This window comes from Sphingomonas sp., from assembly GCF_003248515.1.
Classification (GTDB): Bacteria; Pseudomonadota; Alphaproteobacteria; order Sphingomonadales; family Sphingomonadaceae; genus Sphingomonas_I.
This window is the reverse complement of record NZ_QFOB01000001.1, coordinates 210,189-226,994: the sequence shown is the minus strand read 5'-3', so window position 1 is coordinate 226,994 and position 16,806 is coordinate 210,189. Positions and strand designations below refer to the sequence as shown.

The 16,806-nt window shown below is 66.4% G+C and carries 13 protein-coding genes; 6 read left to right on the top strand and 7 right to left on the bottom strand.

What is annotated here, in order from left to right; genetic code table 11:
- The first annotated feature begins 1 nt into the window (after window position 1).
- The 6 genes from DI605_RS01115 (at window position 2) to DI605_RS01090 (ending at window position 8,798) form a co-directional block, all read left to right on the top strand.
- A complete protein-coding gene (locus tag DI605_RS01115; protein ID WP_293968054.1) occupies window positions 2–1,657 on the top strand; it encodes a methyl-accepting chemotaxis protein in 1,656 nt (551 codons plus the stop codon).
- Window positions 1,658–1,661: 4 nt separating this feature from the next.
- Window positions 1,662–3,701, top strand: a complete 2,040-nt coding sequence (locus DI605_RS01110) for a response regulator (protein ID WP_293968052.1) — start codon at window positions 1,662–1,664, stop codon at window positions 3,699–3,701.
- 34 nt (window positions 3,702–3,735) lie between these two features.
- Window positions 3,736–4,758 (top strand): chemotaxis protein CheB, encoded by a 1,023-nt coding sequence (locus DI605_RS01105; protein WP_293968050.1) that lies wholly within the window; start codon window positions 3,736–3,738, stop codon window positions 4,756–4,758.
- Entirely contained in the window at window positions 4,755–6,422 is a 1,668-nt protein-coding gene (locus DI605_RS01100) for a response regulator (protein WP_293968048.1), read from the top strand. The genes DI605_RS01105 and DI605_RS01100 overlap by 4 nt, the downstream gene beginning before the upstream one ends.
- Entirely contained in the window at window positions 6,419–8,221 is a 1,803-nt protein-coding gene (locus tag DI605_RS01095) for a response regulator (RefSeq protein ID WP_293968046.1), read from the top strand. The genes DI605_RS01100 and DI605_RS01095 overlap by 4 nt, the downstream gene beginning before the upstream one ends.
- 397 nt (window positions 8,222–8,618) lie before the next feature.
- Entirely contained in the window at window positions 8,619–8,798 is a 180-nt protein-coding gene (locus tag DI605_RS01090; protein ID WP_293968044.1) for a hypothetical protein, read from the top strand.
- Window positions 8,799–8,874: 76 nt separating this feature from the next.
- Here the strand turns inward: DI605_RS01090 and pgl are convergent, their stop codons facing one another.
- From pgl to DI605_RS01055, 7 genes are all read right to left on the bottom strand, one after another.
- Entirely contained in the window at window positions 8,875–9,579 is a 705-nt protein-coding gene (gene pgl / locus DI605_RS01085) for a 6-phosphogluconolactonase (protein ID WP_293968042.1), read from the bottom strand.
- Window positions 9,572–11,032 (bottom strand): glucose-6-phosphate dehydrogenase, encoded by a 1,461-nt coding sequence (gene zwf / locus DI605_RS01080; protein WP_293968040.1) that lies wholly within the window; start codon window positions 11,030–11,032, stop codon window positions 9,572–9,574. Before zwf ends, pgl begins: the two co-directional genes overlap by 8 nt.
- Window positions 11,033–11,084: 52 nt before the next feature.
- Window positions 11,085–13,025, bottom strand: a complete 1,941-nt coding sequence (locus DI605_RS01075) for a peptidase M61 (RefSeq protein WP_293968038.1) — start codon at window positions 13,023–13,025, stop codon at window positions 11,085–11,087.
- 53 nt (window positions 13,026–13,078) lie between these two features.
- On the bottom strand, window positions 13,079–13,744 hold the full coding sequence (locus DI605_RS01070; protein ID WP_293968036.1) for a DUF1345 domain-containing protein: 666 nt from the start codon (window positions 13,742–13,744) through the stop codon (window positions 13,079–13,081).
- A 60-nt stretch (window positions 13,745–13,804) separates the two neighbouring features.
- Window positions 13,805–14,227 (bottom strand): hypothetical protein, encoded by a 423-nt coding sequence (locus DI605_RS01065; RefSeq protein ID WP_293968034.1) that lies wholly within the window; start codon window positions 14,225–14,227, stop codon window positions 13,805–13,807.
- Window positions 14,214–14,993, bottom strand: a complete 780-nt coding sequence (locus tag DI605_RS01060; protein WP_293968032.1) for a DNA/RNA non-specific endonuclease — start codon at window positions 14,991–14,993, stop codon at window positions 14,214–14,216. Before DI605_RS01060 ends, DI605_RS01065 begins: the two co-directional genes overlap by 14 nt.
- Window positions 14,994–15,114: 121 nt before the next feature.
- Window positions 15,115–16,692, bottom strand: a complete 1,578-nt coding sequence (locus DI605_RS01055; protein ID WP_293968030.1) for a lysine--tRNA ligase — start codon at window positions 16,690–16,692, stop codon at window positions 15,115–15,117.
- Window positions 16,693–16,806: the final 114 nt, after the last annotated feature.

Below are 16,806 nucleotides of genomic sequence, written 5' to 3'. Positions count from 1 at the left end.
GGTGTCGGTTTCCAATCGGATCGTGCTTGGCTTCGCGATCGTGACGGCGCTGCTCGTCGCGCTTGGCTTCTATTCGATCGGGCAGGTGGGCCGGGTGCGCGCCACGCTGGATGCCGTGGTGAAGCGCGACATGGGCACGCTGGACCGGCTGGATGCCGTCCAGTCCTCGCTGGCGCGGATGGTGGAACTCAGGACGGCTGCCGTTCGCCGCCTCGCGATCGGCCAGGCCGAAGGCGAGACCGATCCGACCGACAACTGGCGCAGGGCCGTGCAGGATTCGCAGGACGGGATCGCCACGCTGCGCCGCGACGTGGACAGCTATATCGCCATTCCCATTTCGGCGGATCGCACCCGTCGCTGGACCGAAATGGCGGGTCAGTTGGATGCGACGGCCAGTGCGCTGACGACTTTGCGCACCGATGTCGAGGCGCAGTTCGCGGCGATTTCCAGCGGTGATCGCACCGCGATGCTCGCGCAGGAGCCGGTCGTCGTGGCCGATCGCGCGCGTGTCATGCAGGCGATGACGGCCATGCGCGAGACGCTGAAGCAGATCGATGAGGCGGGCCTTGCCGAGGGCGCGCGCGTCTATGAATCCAGCCGCCTTTCCGTGCTCCTCTGGATCGTGGCGGCCGTCGCCGTCAGCATCGGCGTCACCTGGGCGATTCGCCGCTCCGTGATCGGGCCGCTGGCCGGTTTCATGGCGTTCAGCGAGCATGTCGGCGCGGGCGATCTCACCCGCAACGTGGAGACGGGCAAAGACGAACTGGGCAAGCTCGGCCAGCAGCTGAACCAGATGGTGGAAGGTTTGCGCGGGCTGGCCCGCCAGAGCCGGGGCGCGACCGAAAACCTCAACGCCGCCGCGACCGAGATCCGCGCCTCCACCCAGCAGCAGGCGGCAAGCGTGGAGGAACAGCTGGCGGCGATTCAGGAAACGGCGGCTACCGTCGACGAGATCACCCATTCGGGCACGCAGATCAGCCGGCGCGCGCAGGCCGTGATCGCCGCCGCGCAGGAAACGACGCAGACGACCGAGGCGGGCATCGTCGCGATCGAGGGCACCGTGCAGGCGATGGACCTGATTCGCGAGCAGGCTGAGACGGTCGCGCAGAATATCGTCTCGCTTTCGGAGAAGACGGCGGCGATCGGCGACATCATTTCCACCGTGAACGACATATCGGAGCGCGCGCACCTGCTGGCGCTGAACGCCGCGATAGAGGCGGCTGCGGCGGGCGAGCAGGGGCGCAGCTTCGCGATCGTGGCGGCGGAACTGAAGACGCTGGCCGATCAGGCGAAGGATTCGACCCGGCAGGTGCGCAGCCTGCTGGGCGAGATCCAGCGCGGCATCAACGGATCGGTGATGCTGACGGAGGAGGGCGTGAAGCGCGTCGCCGCGGGCAAGGAGCGCACGGATACGGCGCAGGCGACGATCGAGGAGATGTCGGCGCGGATCCAGGAGAGCGTACAAACCTTCCAGCAGATCGTGGCTTCCACCAACCAGCAGCAGATCGGCATCGAGCAGGTGACGCTGGCGCTGCAGAATATCCGGCAGGCGAGCCAGCAGACGGCATCCTCCACCCGACAGCTGGATCAGGCGGCGCTGGATCTCGCCAATCTCGCGCAGACCTTGCTGACGCTCACCGAGCGCTACCGGATCTGAGGCGATGGAGGATCTCCGCCTGCAACTGGCGCGCGTCTTCGCGGCAGAGCTCGCGGAGCATCTCGCGGCGCTGCGCGCCGGGATCGCGCTGGCGGAAGGCGGCGGGATGCCCGATCTGCGCGATCTCTTCCGCCGCGCCCACAGCCTGAAGGGGGCGGCGCGCGCGGCGGATCAGCCCGGGATCGAGGATCTCTCTCACACGCTGGAGGGATTGCTGGAGCAGGCTGAGGCGCAGGGGCATTTTGGCCCCGCGATGCTGGCCGACGCGCGTGGGCTGATCGATGCGATCGAGGATGCGGGCGATCCGGAAGGATCGGAATCGGCGGACGAAGGCGCCCTGCCGGCGGCGGACGAGCCCGGGGACGAGATCATCCGCATCTCCTCCCGCCATCTCGGGGAACTGACCGAATCGCTGCGCTCGCTGCGCGAGGAGCTCGATTTCCGATCGGCCATAGCCAGCAATTTGCGCGCGACGCGGGATGAGCTGGACAGCATCAGGCGGGCCAGCATCGCGCCGGGCGCCAGGATGGCCGATATTTCGGCACGCCTCGCCCGCCTTCACTTCGCCATGCTGCAGATCGCCGGGCACAGGACGGAGGCGGACGATCGCGTCAACCGCGCCGTCGCCGCGGTGGATGCGGATGCCGAACGCCTGATGCTCGTGCCCGCGGAGAGCCTTGCCACCGGGCTGGAGCGGATGACCCGCGAACTGGCGGAGGAGGCCGGCAAGCATGCGCGCCTGATCGTGGAGGCGGACGGTGCCGAGGCCGATCGCCGCCTGATCCAACGGCTGCGCGATCCCCTGATGCAGATCATGCGCAACGCGATCGGCCACGGGATCGAGGCGCCGGCCCGGCGTGCGCGTGCGGGCAAGGCTGAGGAAGGGCTGATCCGGCTGGAGATACGCGCCCGCAGGGGCAGCCTGATCGTTGCGGTGGAGGATGACGGTGCCGGCCCCGATCCGGGCGCGATCCGCGCGGCGGCCACCCGGCGCGGGCTTGTGCCGCCGGATGCTGCGGCGGGCGAGGCGGCATTGTTCGCCTTGCTGTTCGAACATGGTGTCTCGACGAGCGTCGAGGCGGATCATCTTTCCGGCCGGGGCGTGGGGCTGGCCGTGGTGGCGGATGCGGTGCGGCGGCTGAACGGATCGGTGCGGCTGGCGCGCGGCGCCCGGGGCGGCACCCGGATCGAGATGGCGGCGCCGCTCACGATCACGCGGCGCGCGGTGCTTCTGGTGGAGGCGGGCGGCCAGTGCTTCGCCTTGCCCACCAGCGCGGTCGTCAGGTTGATGCGGCTCGATCCTGCCACCGCCATCTCCCTTGGGGGGCGGCCCGCTTATCATGTGGAGGTAGGCGGGGAGGCTCGCGCGGTGCCGATCGTGGCGCTGGCCGGCCTGCTGGGGCTGGAGGGCGCGCCGGCGCAGGAGGGCGCGCCGGCGCTGCTGATCGAGCGCGACGGGACGGCGGTGCTGCTGATGGTGGATGCGCTGCGCGACGTACGCCCGCTGGCATTCGGCGATCCCGCCCATGTTGCCGTCGAGATGCCGCTGATCCTCGGCACGGCAAGCGACGCGGATGGCGAAGTCATGCTGGTGCTTTCGATCGACGCGCTGCTGGCGCGGGTGCGCTCGGCGGCGGGCGAGGCGGGCGCGCCGGTCTTCGCCACGCCGGAGCGGCAGCGGACCATCCTGGTGGTGGACGATTCAATCACCACGCGCACGCTGGAGCGTGGCATTCTCGAAAGCCATGGCTATCGCGTGCTGCTGTCCGTCGACGGAATCGATGCGCTGGATCGGTTGCGCGCGCCGGGGGCCGAATTCGATCTGGTCGTGGCCGATGTGGAGATGCCGCGCATGGATGGTTTCGCGCTGCTGGCCGCCATTCGGAACGATCGGGTTCTGGCCGGCATTCCTGTCATCATGATGACGTCTCGCGATGCGCCCGATGATATTCAGCGCGGGCTGGATCTGGGGGCCGACGCCTATGTGACGAAGCAGAGCTTCGAGCAGGGCGAACTGCTGGCCACCGTGCGGCGGCTGACCTGAGATGCGCGGCAAGGGAGGTCCCCCGATCCGCGTCATGATCGTCGAGGATTCGCCTGTCGTGCAGGCGTTGCTCACGCATATCATCGGGCAGGCTCACGATCTGGAGGTGGCGGGGGCGTTTGCCAGCGCGGAGGAAGCGCTGGCGGCGCTGCCGGCCGTGCGGCCCGACATCATTTCCATGGATATCCGCCTGCCGGGAATGGACGGGCTGGAGGCCACGCGGCGCATCATGGCCGAACGGCCCACGCCGATCGTGGTGATCTCCGCCAGCGTGGAGAAGGAATCTCTCGGGCGGACGATGGAGGCACTCAGCAGCGGTGCGCTCTCCGTGGTGGAAAAGCCCGTGGGCATAAGCCACGCCGATTATGCCGGCGTCGCGCAGGAGATCCGCACCCAGCTGCGCATCATGGCCGATGTGCCGGTGGTGCGGCGGCGGCTGCGTTCGGTGCCGTTGCGGAGCGATAGGCCTGGCCGCCAGGGCGTGGCGCCGAAGCTGATCGTCTGCGCCGCATCCACGGGCGGTCCGCAGGCGCTGGCCCGCCTGTTCGCCGTGGTGCCGCCCACGATCGGCCTGCCGGTGCTGCTCGTCCAGCATATGGGCGTGCCTTTCATGGAGGGTTTTGCGCGCTGGCTGGATGGCGTGCTGCCGTGGCGGGTCGCGGTCGCCACCGCGGGTGAGCGGCTGGAGCCGGGCACGATCCTCGTCGCGCCGGGCGATCATCATCTGCGGCTCGATCGGACGGGCCATGCCGCGATCGATCGGGAGCCCGCGCTGCGCGGCCAGCGCCCGGCGGCGACGGCCCTGTTCGAATCGGCGGCGGCTCATGCCGGCGCGGCCGCGATCGGCGTGATGCTGACCGGCATGGGCGAGGATGGCGCGCCGGGCGTGCGAGCGCTGCTGGCGGCGGGGGCGCCGGTCTTTGCCGAGGATCGATCGAGCGCGATCGTCTATGGCATGCCGGCGGCGGCGGTGCGCGAAGGTGCCACGGCCGTTCCGCTGGACAAGATGGGCGATGCGATCGCGCGGGCGATCGGCCGGGCGGGCGCGCGCGCATGATGGGTGCGCCGGCTTCCTCCTCCCCCGCTTCCAGCATCCTGATCGTCGAGGATTCGGATACGCAGGCGATGCAGCTTCGCCTGCTGCTGGAGCAGGAAGGCTATTCGGTGGAGCGGGTGACCTCTGCCGAGGCCGCGCTGGATCAGATGGCGCGGGCACAACCGGATCTGCTGGTGGTGGATTATCATCTGCCCGGCATGAATGGGGATGAACTCGTCCGGCTCGTGCGGATGAATGGCCAGACGCGCGCGCTGCCCGTGCTGATGCTGACGGGCGGCGCATCGCGCGATCTGGAGCGGCACGGGCTGGACAGCGGCGCGAGCGCCTATGTGCCCAAGTCCGCCGAAAGCGCCCTGCTGCTGGGGCGGCTGCGGGCATTGCTGCGCCAACGCCGGCCCGAAGGTGGCGCCGCCGGCGTGGAGGGCTTTCGCCGGGCACGGATGCTGCTCGTCTCGGCGGCCGACGATGCGGCGCCCTTTCGGGATATGCTGACCGGTGAGGGATATGAGCTGGGTGTGGCGGCCGATCCCGCCGGCGCGGAGCAGATGCTGGCGCGCGGCGGCATCGATTGCGTGGTGGTGGATGTCGACGGCGCCGGTTTCGACGGTTTCGCGTTCTGCCGCGATCTGGACGCGCGGCGCGGCGGCGGTTTCGAGATCGTCGCGCTCGGCCAGCCGCGCGCGGGCGGCGATCTCGCGCTGCAGGGTTTCGCGGCAGGCGCCGACGACGTGCTCGCCAAGGCGGAGGAGCGCGAGACGCTGGCCGCGCGCATCCGCGCCGTCGTCCGCCGGAAATTCGCGCGCGATGAGGAGGCGCGGCATGCCGAGCATGAGCGCCAGCGCGAAAGCGCGCTCGCCGCCGCCCGCGCCGAGGCGGAGGGGGCCGAGGCGCTGTCGCTCGCCAATCGCGAACTGGCGGCGGCCAACGCCCAGCTTTCCTCGACCCAGGCCCAGCTGATCCAGGCGGCGAAGATGGCGTCGCTGGGCGAACTCGTCGCCGGCATCGCGCACGAGATCAACAATCCGCTCGCCTTCATCCTCGCGCATCAGGCGACGGTGCAGCGGCTGATCGGTGAAGCGCGCGGGGGCATGACGGGCCTTGAGGCCGCGAAGCTGGATCGCGCGGCGGACCGGCTGGGATCGATGCAGGCGGGGCTGGCGCGCATCCAGCAACTGGTGGTGAAGCTGCGGCGTTTCTCCCGCCTCGACGAGGGCGATCGGGTGATGACCGACATTCCCGAATCGATCGAGGCGGTCGTTACGTTGCTGGCGCCCAAACTGGGCGATGCCATCCTGATCGAGCGGCGTTATGACGCCATACCGACGCTGCGCTGCTCGGCGGCGCTGATTAATCAGGTGGTGATGAACATCCTTTCCAATGCCGCCGACGTGCTGCCCCACGGAGGGAGGATCGGGATCGAGACCCGGATGGCGGATGGCCGCTATGAAATCGTGATCGGAGATAGCGGGCCGGGCGTGCCGGAAGAGGCGCGCGGGCGGATCTTCGAGCCTTTCTACACCACCAAGGATATCGGCGTGGGCACCGGCCTGGGCCTCGCCATCGCTTATGGCGTGGTCCGTTCGCATGGCGGCGAAATCGGGATCGGGACGAGCCTGCTGGGCGGGGCCGAATTCACCATCGCCGTGCCGGTGGAGTCGGCATGACCGGGGCCGCGCCCGACATGCCGACCATCCTGCTCGTGGATGACGAGGCGGAGATCCTCGTCGCGTTCGAGGATCTGCTGGACGGCGATTATCGCGTGCTGACCACCACATCGCCCGCGCGCGCGCTGGACATGCTGGCGGCCGAACCGGACGTGGCCGTGATCGTATCCGATCAGCGGATGCCGGAAATGCCGGGCCACGTCTTTCTGGCGCGGGCGCGGGAGATCAGCTCCGCCGAGACGCTGCTGCTGACCGGCTATGCCGATATCGAGGCTGTGATATCGGCCGTGAACGAGGGCCGCATCGGGGGCTATGCGCACAAGCCGTGGGAGCCGGAGGCGCTGCGCAGCATGATCGCGCAGGCGGCCGAGCGAACGCGGCTGCGGCGCCAGCTCGCCTTCGAGCAGCAATTGTTCACCGCGCTGATCGAGCGTTCGCCCGATCTGATCGGCGTGATCGACATGCAGGGCCGCGTCGTGCGGGGTGATCCCGAAGTGGCCTATCAACCCGGCCGCGCGCAGGACGAGGCCGCGATCGCGAGCGGCCGGGTGGGCGACGAGGAATTGCGCGAGATCGGCGCGGATGGCCAGCCGCGCTATCGCCGCGTGCGCCGCTTCCCGCTGGAGATCGAGGGCGCGACCTATCTGCTCAAGGTGATTTCCGACGAGAGCGAGCAAAGACTGCTCCAGCTTCGCCTGCAACAATCCGAAAAGCTCCAGGCGCTGGGCACGCTTGCGGGCGGGATCGCGCATGACTTCAACAATCTGCTGACGGCGGTGCACGGCAATCTGGAGCTTGCCGCGGCGCGGGCACAGGATGCGCGGCTGCAACGCTATATCGAAAGCGCGACTGAGGCGGCGCGGCGCGGCACGAACCTCACCAAGCGCCTGCTGAGCTTCACCCGGCAGGGCGAGATGACGGTGGAGACGGCCAATCCCAACGGTATCCTGCTGGGGATGCGCGAACTGATCCTGCGCACGACCGAACTGGATGAGGTGGCGTTCGATCTCGCGCCGGATGTCTGGTCCGTTCACACCGATCCCGAGCAGTTGGAACTGGCGATCCTGAACCTCGCGATCAACGCGCGCGATGCGATGCCGCGCGGCGGCGGCGTGGCAATCACGACCAGCAATGTCACGGTGACCCGGGGTGATCCGGACCTGCGTGCCGGCGACTATGTGACGATCGCGCTGGCCGACGAGGGCGATGGCATGACGCCCGAAGTGGCGGCGCGGGTGTTCGAGCCCTTCTTCACCACCAAGGAACGGGGCCGCGGCACCGGGCTGGGCCTGCCGATGGTGAACGCGATGGCGGTGAATGCGGGGGGACGCGTGACCCTGGAAACCGGGGCGGGGCAAGGCACGACCGTGACGATCTGGCTACCGCGTTCGGATGCGGAGCCGGCGTCGCGGCAGGAGGCCGTGGCGCCGGAGGGAATCCGCGTGCTGCGCGTGCTGCTGGCCGAGGATGATCCGGACGTGCGCGCCATATCCGAGGAATATCTGCGCCAGCTGGGCCATCAGGTGATGTCGGTTCGGGATGGCGGCGAGGCGCTGGATCGCGTTGCGGCGGGCGAGCCGTTCGATCTCGTGATGACCGATTTCGCGATGCCGGGCCTGTCCGGCGCCGAAATTGCGGAGGCCGTGCTGCATCGCAGGCCGGGCACGCCCGTGCTGATCGTGACCGGATTTGCCGATGTCGCGGCTTTGCCCGCCCATGTGGGCACGCTGCGCAAGCCCTTTACCCGGAACGAGCTGGAAACGGCGCTCTGCGCCGCGCTGGAGCAAGCTCATCCATAGTGCCGGCGCCTGAAATTCCGGATCGCGCCGTGATCCAGGCGGGGCGGCCGTAGAAGAATCTTCGGCCGCCCAAGCAGAAGCATCTGGAACTGGAAGAGGCCGTACCTATTTTACTGTCACGGCCCGGCGCTTTCCTCCCTAGAGCGCAAGGGCCGGCTCGGCGGTATCCCCGTCCGCCGACGACAATGGGCCCGGCTCGTTTCCCCCGCGAGCCGGGCCTTTTTCCTGTCCGGACTGTTTCAGCGCCCGCCCGGACATGAGGGCCGGCTCCCTGACAGGCGAGCGTCACCCGCCATACGCGCGCAAGGAGCCGTGCACTTTCGTTCATCGTCGAAATATTCGCGACATGCTGGGGAGACGTTTCCGGCCCACCTCCGAAGCAACGGAGGCAATGACGATGGCGACCGCATTCAAGATGGAACCGTATATCTGCGCCAACGGCCAGCATCGGCCGAAGCGCGTTCCCGTTCGCAACAATGTGAGCGCGACGATCCAGACGACGTGCCGGGATTGCGGCTGCATGCTGATCCGCACGCAGGCCACGCGCCGCTGGTTCTATTCCGGCCCGCTGGCCTGACACTCGTTCGCGCGCCGCGCGACGCGCCGAGCGAGCTCCCGCGAAAGATCTAAGGGCGCGGGAGCCCCTGGCGCTTCTATTCTGCCGACCAGTGAATATCGATCGCCTGCTCGGCTTCGGCCAGCACGCGGCCGATCGGCAGGCGCGAGCCGGGGCCTTCCTCGATCGCGCGTTCCAGAATCTCGCGCTTCTTCTGGCCCGTCAGCGCGATCATCAGCGCGCGCGCTGAGAGAATCGCCGATTTCGTCATCGTGACGCGCGGGAAGGGCGCGTCCTTGGGCAGGGGATCGGGCATCACGCCGATCGCCCGGCGCGCCTTGGGCGCATCCAGCGCCGCATCGAAATCGGGGCCGGGGAAGATCGAGGCGGTGTGGCCGTCCTCGCCCATGCCGAGCAACACGAGATCGGGCGGCCAGGGCAGATCCTGCAGGCGCGCATCGGCGGCGGCGCCTGCCTGTCTGTAATCCTTGTTGTCAGCACCCAGCGGCACGACGCGCGCGCCCCTGGGCAGGAAGATCTTGGCCAGCATGCCCACGTTGGAGGCGGGATCGTCCACCTTCACCAGCCGATCGTCGACTGGAATGATCGTGACCTTCTTCCAGTCCAGCTTCTGCTTGGCGAGCTTCTCATAGGCGGCCACCGGCGTCTTGCCGCCGGAAAGGGCGAGCAGGCAATCCTTGCGCGCCTCGAGCGCGCTTTCGATGATGAAGCCGATATCGCCGGCGACCGCATCGACGAATTCGTCGCGCGCATCATATTCCCACCATTCGGCTTCAATCATTCCAACTCACTCCATCTCGTTCCGTCAGGGCGATCGCGGCGGCTGGCCCCCATGTGCCCGCCGCATAGGGCTTGGGGCTCATGCTGTTTGTGGCCCAGCCCTCGCGGATCGCGTCGATCCATTGCCATTGCGCCTCCACCTCGTCGCGGCGGACGAACAATGTCGGCAGACCCTCGATCAGATCGATCCACAACCGCTCATAGGCGATCCGCTTGCGCACGTCGGCGAAGGCATTGGGCATGCGGATATCCAGCGGCACTTCGCGCAGGCGGATGCCGCCCCGATCGAGGCCGGGCTGCTTCGCCATCATCGTCAGGCTGATATTCTCGTCCGGCTGGATCGAGATGACGAGGCGGTTGGGATGCAGCGCCGCGCTGCGGCCGGCGAAGATCGAATGCGGGACGGCGCGAAACTGGATCACGATTTCCGACTTGCGCGTCGGCAGGCGCTTGCCGGTGCGCAGATAGAAGGGCACGCCGTGCCAGCGCCAGTTATCGACATGGGCCTTGATCGCCACGAACGTCTCGGTTTCCGAAGGGGCGCCCAGTTCGTCGATATAGCCGGGCACGGGCTTCCCGCCGACCGCGCCCGCCACATATTGGCCGATCACGGTTTCCCGCGCGGCGGCGGTCGCATCGATCGGGCGCAGGGCGCGCAGCACCTTCACCTTCTCGTCGCGCACGGCATTGGCGGCGAATTCGGTGGGCGCCTCCATCGCGACGAGCGCGAGCAGCTGGAGCATGTGATTCTGCACCATGTCGCGCAGCGATCCCATCCCGTCGAAATAGCCGGTGCGCCCCTCGAGCCCGACCGTTTCGGAAACCGTGATCTGGACGTGTTCGATCCCCTGCGCGTTCCACAGCGGCTCGAACAGGACATTGCCGAAGCGCAGCGCGATCAGATTCTGGACGGTTTCCTTGCCCAGATAATGATCGATGCGGAAGGTGCGGTCCTCGGGGAAGACGCGGGCGACGGCATCGTTGATCTCGCAGCTGGAGGCGAGATCCTGGCCCAGCGGCTTTTCCAGCGCGAGGCGCACTTCGGGGCCGGCCAGCCCGGCCTGCTCGAGCCCGGCGATGGTCGATTCGAACAGGCTGGGCGCGGTCGAGAGGAAGATGGCGAGCCCATCCTTCACGCGATCGCGGATCGCATCGCTGAGCGCATCGAAGGTGCGCGGATCCGAGGCATCGGCCGCGACATAGGAGAGCCGCGCGACGAAGCGATCGAGGATCGCCCTGTCCAGCCCGCGATCCGCCACGATCGGCTCCAGCGCCTCGCGCGCCGTCTGCCGCAGCCCATCGTCTCCGATCGGCTGGCGGGCCGTGCCGAAGATGCGCAGGCCCGCCGGCAGTAGCCCATCCGAATCGAGATTGAACAGGGACGGCAGCAGCATCCGGCGTGACAGATCGCCGGTGACGCCGAACAGCAGGAGGGTGTTGGCCGGCGTTCCCATGATCGCGTTTCTCCGAAAGAAGGGTTTTAAGGCGCGAGGTGGCGGAAGGGTCTTATTTGCGCGGTGCGTATAGCGCGTCGAGGCTGCTTGGCCCCTTCGCCGTCCGTTCCAGATGCGGATAGCGCAGGCCGCCATTCCAGGCCACGTCCACCGTCCGGAAACTGTCACCCTGCTTGATGAGCAGCTGGATCGGCATGGTCTTGCCCTTGGCGGCCTTGATCGCGTCCTTCAGATCATCATCCGAATAGGCCTGGCCGGAAATGGCGAGCAGCTTCGTGCCGGGGGTGATGCCGGCGTTGAAGGCGGGGCTGTCCCACATCACGCTGCCGACCGCGCCATCCTTGCCCACCGTGATGCCGATCGAATAGGTGAGGTTGATCGACTTGCGCTTCCGCTCGCCCGAGCTCCAGTAGCTGCCGGGCTCCTCGGTGAAGACCAGCTTGTAGCCGCCGCGCGTGATGCCTTCCAGCGGGGCATGGGGGCGGACGGTATCGACGCGATCGTGGAGGAAGGTGGCCCAGTCATAGGGCTGCACCGTGTTGAGCGTGGCGACGACCTCGTCGAAATCATAGGTCAGTTCGCCCCAGTCGCCATCCTTCACGCCGAAGAAGGCGCGCGCGAAATCATCGAGCGACTTCTTGCCCCCCGATTTCTCGCGGATGATCGAATCCGCCTCCAGCCAGATGAGCTGGCCTTCTTCATAATAATCCTCGAAGCGCGAATAGCTGCGATAGGCCATCGGGCGGCGGGGATTGATGATCTCGTCATTGACGGTGTCGATCAGCGGGCGCCATGCGCGGCCCGGCAGATATTCGTAGGAGGCGGCGGTCGCGGCGAGGGCGTCGCGCGCCTCGTCCTGGCTCATCAGGCCCGATCGGGCGGCGAGCACCTTGCCCCAGAATTGTGTCTGCCCCTCATACACCCACAGATAGGTGTTGCGCATCGGCGTGCGATAATCGGGCGTCCACAGATCGGCGCCGCGCCGGAATTTGCCATCCCAGCTATGCGTATATTCGTGGGCCAGAAGATCGCGGCCGGAGGCGTTGTCCTTCCACTTGGTGAAATAATCGGTGTCGTGCGAATTTTCGGACGAGCGATGATGCTCAAGGCCGATGCCGCCCAGCCGATCCGTGAGCGCCAGCAGGAAATCATAATGATCGTAATGCTGGGCGCCGTAGAGCTTCGTCGCCTGATCGACGAGATCCTTGTGGATCTTCAGTTCCTCCGGCGTGATCTCCAGATTGGCCGGCTTGTCCGCGAAGACGTTGAGCGTGACCTTGGGGCTCAGCACTTCGCTGCGCGCATATTTGCCCGCGAAGACCGGTGAATCGACGAGCGTATCGAAGGCGACGGGCGCATAATCGACAAGGCCGCCCTTGGCGGTGGACGGGCCGGACGGGCGCAGCGCCGTGGCCGATGTCCAGCCGTCCGGATAGATGGCGCTCGGCTTGAAGGTGATGCCGCGCGTATAATAGCCCGCCGGATAGAGCGCGACCGAATCCCACTGAAGGTTCAGCATTTCGGGCGTCATCACGACGCGGCCCTGATTTTCGGCGGTGGGCGACAGATACTGGAAGGTGGCGGTGATCTGGGTCGTGCCGGCGGGCACATCGAGATGGAAGGCGAAGACATCGACCATGTCGCGCTTCCACGGGATCGTCTTGCCATCGGCCGTGATGACGAGGCCGGCGAGCTTATCGATCACGCCTGAAGGCGCGTGCGCGCCCGGCAGCCATTTCGGGAAGAGCAGGGTGAGCGGCCCGGCCGAGACGGGGATCGTCTCGGTCATGCGGAACACGCCGTGGATGATATCCGTCGCGTCCACCTTCAGCGTGATCGTGCCGGGATAGGGCACGTCCTTCGGCGGCGCGATCGTATCGACGATCGGCAGCGGCTGGGGCTTCGATGTGCCGGTCGGCGCGGGATCGACCTGGGCTGAGGCGGCGGTGGCGAGAAGGGCGGCAAGCCCGAAGGCGGCAGAAGATCGGATCATGTTCGCGCTGTTGCGCCGCAACGACGTGGCTGTCCAGCCTTGGCGGCGGTGCTTTAGCTCGAACTGCCGAGGACGTTGATCGTGAAGGCGATGATGCCGAGGTTGAAGACGAAGGCGGCCAGGCAGTGCGCAGTCACGGCCTTGCGGAAGCGGCCATTGTTGATCTCCACGTCGGACGTCTGGAAGGTCATGCCGAGGCAGAAGGCGAAATAGACGAAATCCCAGTAATCGGGCTCCCCCGTGTCCGGGAAGCTCAGGCCGCCGCTATCCTTGCCCGCCTCCTTCGCGCTCTCCGTGTAGAAGAGATGGGCGTAGTGGAGCGTGTAGATGCTGTTCGAGAACAGCCACGCCAGCACCAGCGTGCCGATGATGCCGGCGAGTGCGAGTGGCTGGGGGTTCCTGCCCTCTTTCAGTTCGGCCGCGACCGCGACGAGCACCGCCACCATCACGATGCCGGTGATGGCAAGCAGACCCAGCCGGTTGGCGTCATTATGCTTGGCAATCTCCCGCATCCCCTTTGCGTTGGCCGAAAGGAGCGGGATCAGGCTCAGTAGGAAGACGGTTGCCGCGATATCGAACGCGATCATTCCGCCGACGCGCACGCCGTGCAGCGGCGAGGCTATCGGCCACCCGATCGCGAACAGGGCGATGAAGGTGAGGAAGCGCGGCGGCGCGATCCTGTTGCCGAGGCGAAAGGAGCGAGTGTGGGGGCTCGGCATATTCCCCTCAACAAAAATGTTGCGCCGGCGTTCCAAAGCCAGGCCCCGGCCAAAAACGCCTCAGGGCTCAAATTCCCTGCAAGGCGGCGACGGCGGTGGCCACGACGGGTATGCTATGGGCTTGTCGCCGAAATATCTCTTCACGATCCGGGCACGTCGTTCGAACTCGTCCTCATCCTTGTCGATCTCGTCGGCAAAGGTGAAATGGGCATGGAAGCTATTGTTGCGAATGACATATTCCATTTCGGCCCAGCGTTTCTCGGGGTCGGCGGCATCCCAAAGATCCTGGAGCGCTTCGATCAATCTATCACTATAGACCCATCGATAAACCGCGCTGGTGCCATCATCCTTGAAGACAGATGCGCTCACCATGCCCGGCTCAACTTCGGCATAGAGCAGGGTGTTCTCGATAGGATATCGTGTATCGCTTTCAAGAATTTCTCCAATAAACGCGAGAAGTAGTTCGGTCTCATCGTTTGGCATTTGGCTTCTCCTGGCGCTCATTGGGAAAGCTGCGGCGGTAAAGAATTCCATTTACTTCATATGAAACAACAATTTGCGATGGTCGCTTTGATTGTCCCAGGTAGAAGGCCATAATCCGGACATCGACCCTCTTTCCGGCTTTCTCAGCCTTGTCCCATCGATCTTCGATCGTGCGATAGGCGCCGCGGTTGAAATTGGCGTCCTGCGCGAAGTGGTTGAAATCTTCGGCCGGTCCGTTGAAGCGGACTGCAATGAAATGACCTCCGTCATCTGTCGGGCGGCGATCAGGCAGCCCTGCCCGGCTCTGCTCGCGGCGTGCGCGTGCGTTCGGATTGCCCCGGTTTATCGTCCCCTGCACGTCCTTGGTCCGGCCGATGGCGTCCAGATCGAAAGTGTATCCGTTACGACGGATCCTTCGGAGCGGCGCTGGGGCTTTGCGCACCACCGACACACCAGTCGATTGCTCAGCCGACGTCTTGTGCGGGACTGGCCCAGAAGTCGTGCGCGGCTTGCGCGGCTTTGGTGGCCCCCAATCCTCAGTCGCGCTGGCTCCTCCTCCGCCGAAACCATCGCCTCCACCGCTGGTGAATCCACCACCACCCCAAGAGCCATCGTGGCGACCCGCGCCGGCCTGCGTGAACTGGCCGTTCCGCGCGTCGTGCCAGTGATTATATTTTACCTCGACGGAGGTGCCTGCCCGCCTTTGACGCCCGGTGCGAAGCCGGGTCGCAAAGGCCCGTCGCTCTTCGTCCACAGAGTGAAACATCGCCGCTCCTCGATTCGAAACGACGGGAACATCTGAGCAACGCAATCCAACAAGTCAAGCGTATGTTCTTTTTTTGTTCTATAAGGCGCCCCGTCTCGGTCAGGCAGCGCTCTCCGAGGCTCTAGCTGTCGAGCGCGCCTGCAATCAGCTTGCGGCTGTTCTCCAGCCCGTAAAGCGCGATGAAGCTGCCCATGCGCGGCCCCTGCGATGAACCCAGCAGCGTTTCGTACAGCGCCCTGAACCAGTCGCGCAGCGCCTCCTTGCCGAAATGGGCCTTGCCCACCTCATAAACCTCGTTCTGGAATGCCTCCGCATCGCCATTCGGAAGGGCGGCGAGGCGGGCGTCGAGATCGCGCAGGGCGGCGGCCTCCTTCTCATCGGGCGCGCGGCGGGCGAGGCCGGCGGCGGCCACATCGCGATGATAGGCGATGGCGAAGGGAATGAGGGTGGCGAGAGCGGGCGAGGCCTGCGGCGTCGCCCCCGGCGCATAGCGGCCGAGATAGGACCAGACCTGATCCGGCGTCGCATCCGCGCCGAGCACGCCGACGAGATTGAGCAAAAGGCCGAAGCTGACCGGAGGGGCGGCAAGCGGCGGCGGGCCATCATGGATGTGGCGCACCGGATTGCTCAACTGCTGGTCGATCGTCTGGCCGGCGAAATCGGTCGCGGACTTCCAGTAATCTTCGATCGCGCGCGGGATCACGCCCATGTGCAGCTGCTTGGCGCGCTTGGGCTCGCGATAGGCGAAGTAGGCGAGGCTCTCCTCGGGGCCATAGGTGAGCCATTGTTCGAGGCTGAGGCCGTTGCCCTTGGACTTCGAGATCTTCTCGCCATGCTCGTCGAGGAACATCTCGTAATTGAAGCCTTCAGGCGGCTTCGCGCCGAGCACGCGCGCGATCTTCGACGATTGCTGGACGGAATCGATCAGATCCTTGCCCGCCATCTCATAATCCACGCCCAGCGCCACCCAGCGCATCGCCCAGTCCACCTTCCATTGCAGCTTCGCGCCGCCGGACAGGATCGACTGCTCGATCATCTCGCCCTCATCCTCGAAGCGGACGAGGCCGGCCTCGGCATCCACCACCGTGACGGGCACCTGGAGGACGATGCCGCTCTTGGGGCTGACGGGCAGGACGGGCGAATAGGTGGCCTGCCGTTCCTTGCGCAAGGTGGGCAGCATCACGCCCATGATCGCGTCATAATGGCGCAGCACGCCCTTCAGCGCCTCGTCGAACTTGCCCGAACGATACATTTCGGTGGACGACAGGAATTCATACTCGAAGCCGAAGCGATCGAGGAATTCGCGCAGCATCGAATTGTTGTGATGCGCGAAGCTTTCAAACTTGCCGAACGGATCGGGGATGGCGGTCAGCGGTTTGCCGAGGTTGGCCGCCAGCATCTCCTTGTTCGGCACATTGTCCGGCACCTTGCGCAGGCCGTCCATGTCGTCCGAGAAGGCGATCAGGCGCGTCGGCACGTCCGACAATTGCTGATAGGCGCGGCGGACCATCGTGGTGCGCAGCACCTCGTTGAACGTGCCGATATGCGGCAGGCCCGAGGGGCCATAGCCCGTCTCGAACAGGATCTCCCCCTTGGCCGGGCCTTGCGGATAGCGGGCGAGCAGCTTGCGCGCCTCTTCATAGGGCCAGGCCTTCGAGGCGAGTGCTGCCTCGCGGAGAGCGGGATCGATGGTGGGCATAAGCCGCGCCTGTAGCGGCGCGCGCTCGCGGGGGGAAGGCTGGTCGCAGTAAAGGGAGGGGGCGTGCGGCGGCTGGGGCGTGCGGCAGGACTGCGCGAAGGGGGTTTGACTTGT

Excerpts from the sequence above, each read along its gene's own strand:
- DI605_RS01065 (WP_293968034.1), bottom strand. The coding sequence starts at position 14,227 with ATGCCAAACGATGAGACCGAACTACTTCTCGCGTTTATTGGAGAAATT.
- DI605_RS01075 (WP_293968038.1), bottom strand. The coding sequence starts at position 13,025 with ATGATCCGATCTTCTGCCGCCTTCGGGCTTGCCGCCCTTCTCGCCACC.
- DI605_RS01110 (WP_293968052.1), top strand. The coding sequence starts at position 1,662 with ATGGAGGATCTCCGCCTGCAACTGGCGCGCGTCTTCGCGGCAGAGCTC.
- DI605_RS01055 (WP_293968030.1), bottom strand. The coding sequence starts at position 16,692 with ATGCCCACCATCGATCCCGCTCTCCGCGAGGCAGCACTCGCCTCGAAG.
- zwf (WP_293968040.1), bottom strand. The coding sequence starts at position 11,032 with ATGGGAACGCCGGCCAACACCCTCCTGCTGTTCGGCGTCACCGGCGAT.
- pgl (WP_293968042.1), bottom strand. The coding sequence starts at position 9,579 with ATGATTGAAGCCGAATGGTGGGAATATGATGCGCGCGACGAATTCGTC.
- DI605_RS01070 (WP_293968036.1), bottom strand. The coding sequence starts at position 13,744 with ATGCCGAGCCCCCACACTCGCTCCTTTCGCCTCGGCAACAGGATCGCG.
- DI605_RS01060 (WP_293968032.1), bottom strand. The coding sequence starts at position 14,993 with ATGTTTCACTCTGTGGACGAAGAGCGACGGGCCTTTGCGACCCGGCTT.
- DI605_RS01090 (WP_293968044.1), top strand. The coding sequence starts at position 8,619 with ATGGCGACCGCATTCAAGATGGAACCGTATATCTGCGCCAACGGCCAG.
- DI605_RS01100 (WP_293968048.1), top strand. The coding sequence starts at position 4,755 with ATGATGGGTGCGCCGGCTTCCTCCTCCCCCGCTTCCAGCATCCTGATC.
- DI605_RS01105 (WP_293968050.1), top strand. The coding sequence starts at position 3,736 with ATGATCGTCGAGGATTCGCCTGTCGTGCAGGCGTTGCTCACGCATATC.
- DI605_RS01095 (WP_293968046.1), top strand. The coding sequence starts at position 6,419 with ATGACCGGGGCCGCGCCCGACATGCCGACCATCCTGCTCGTGGATGAC.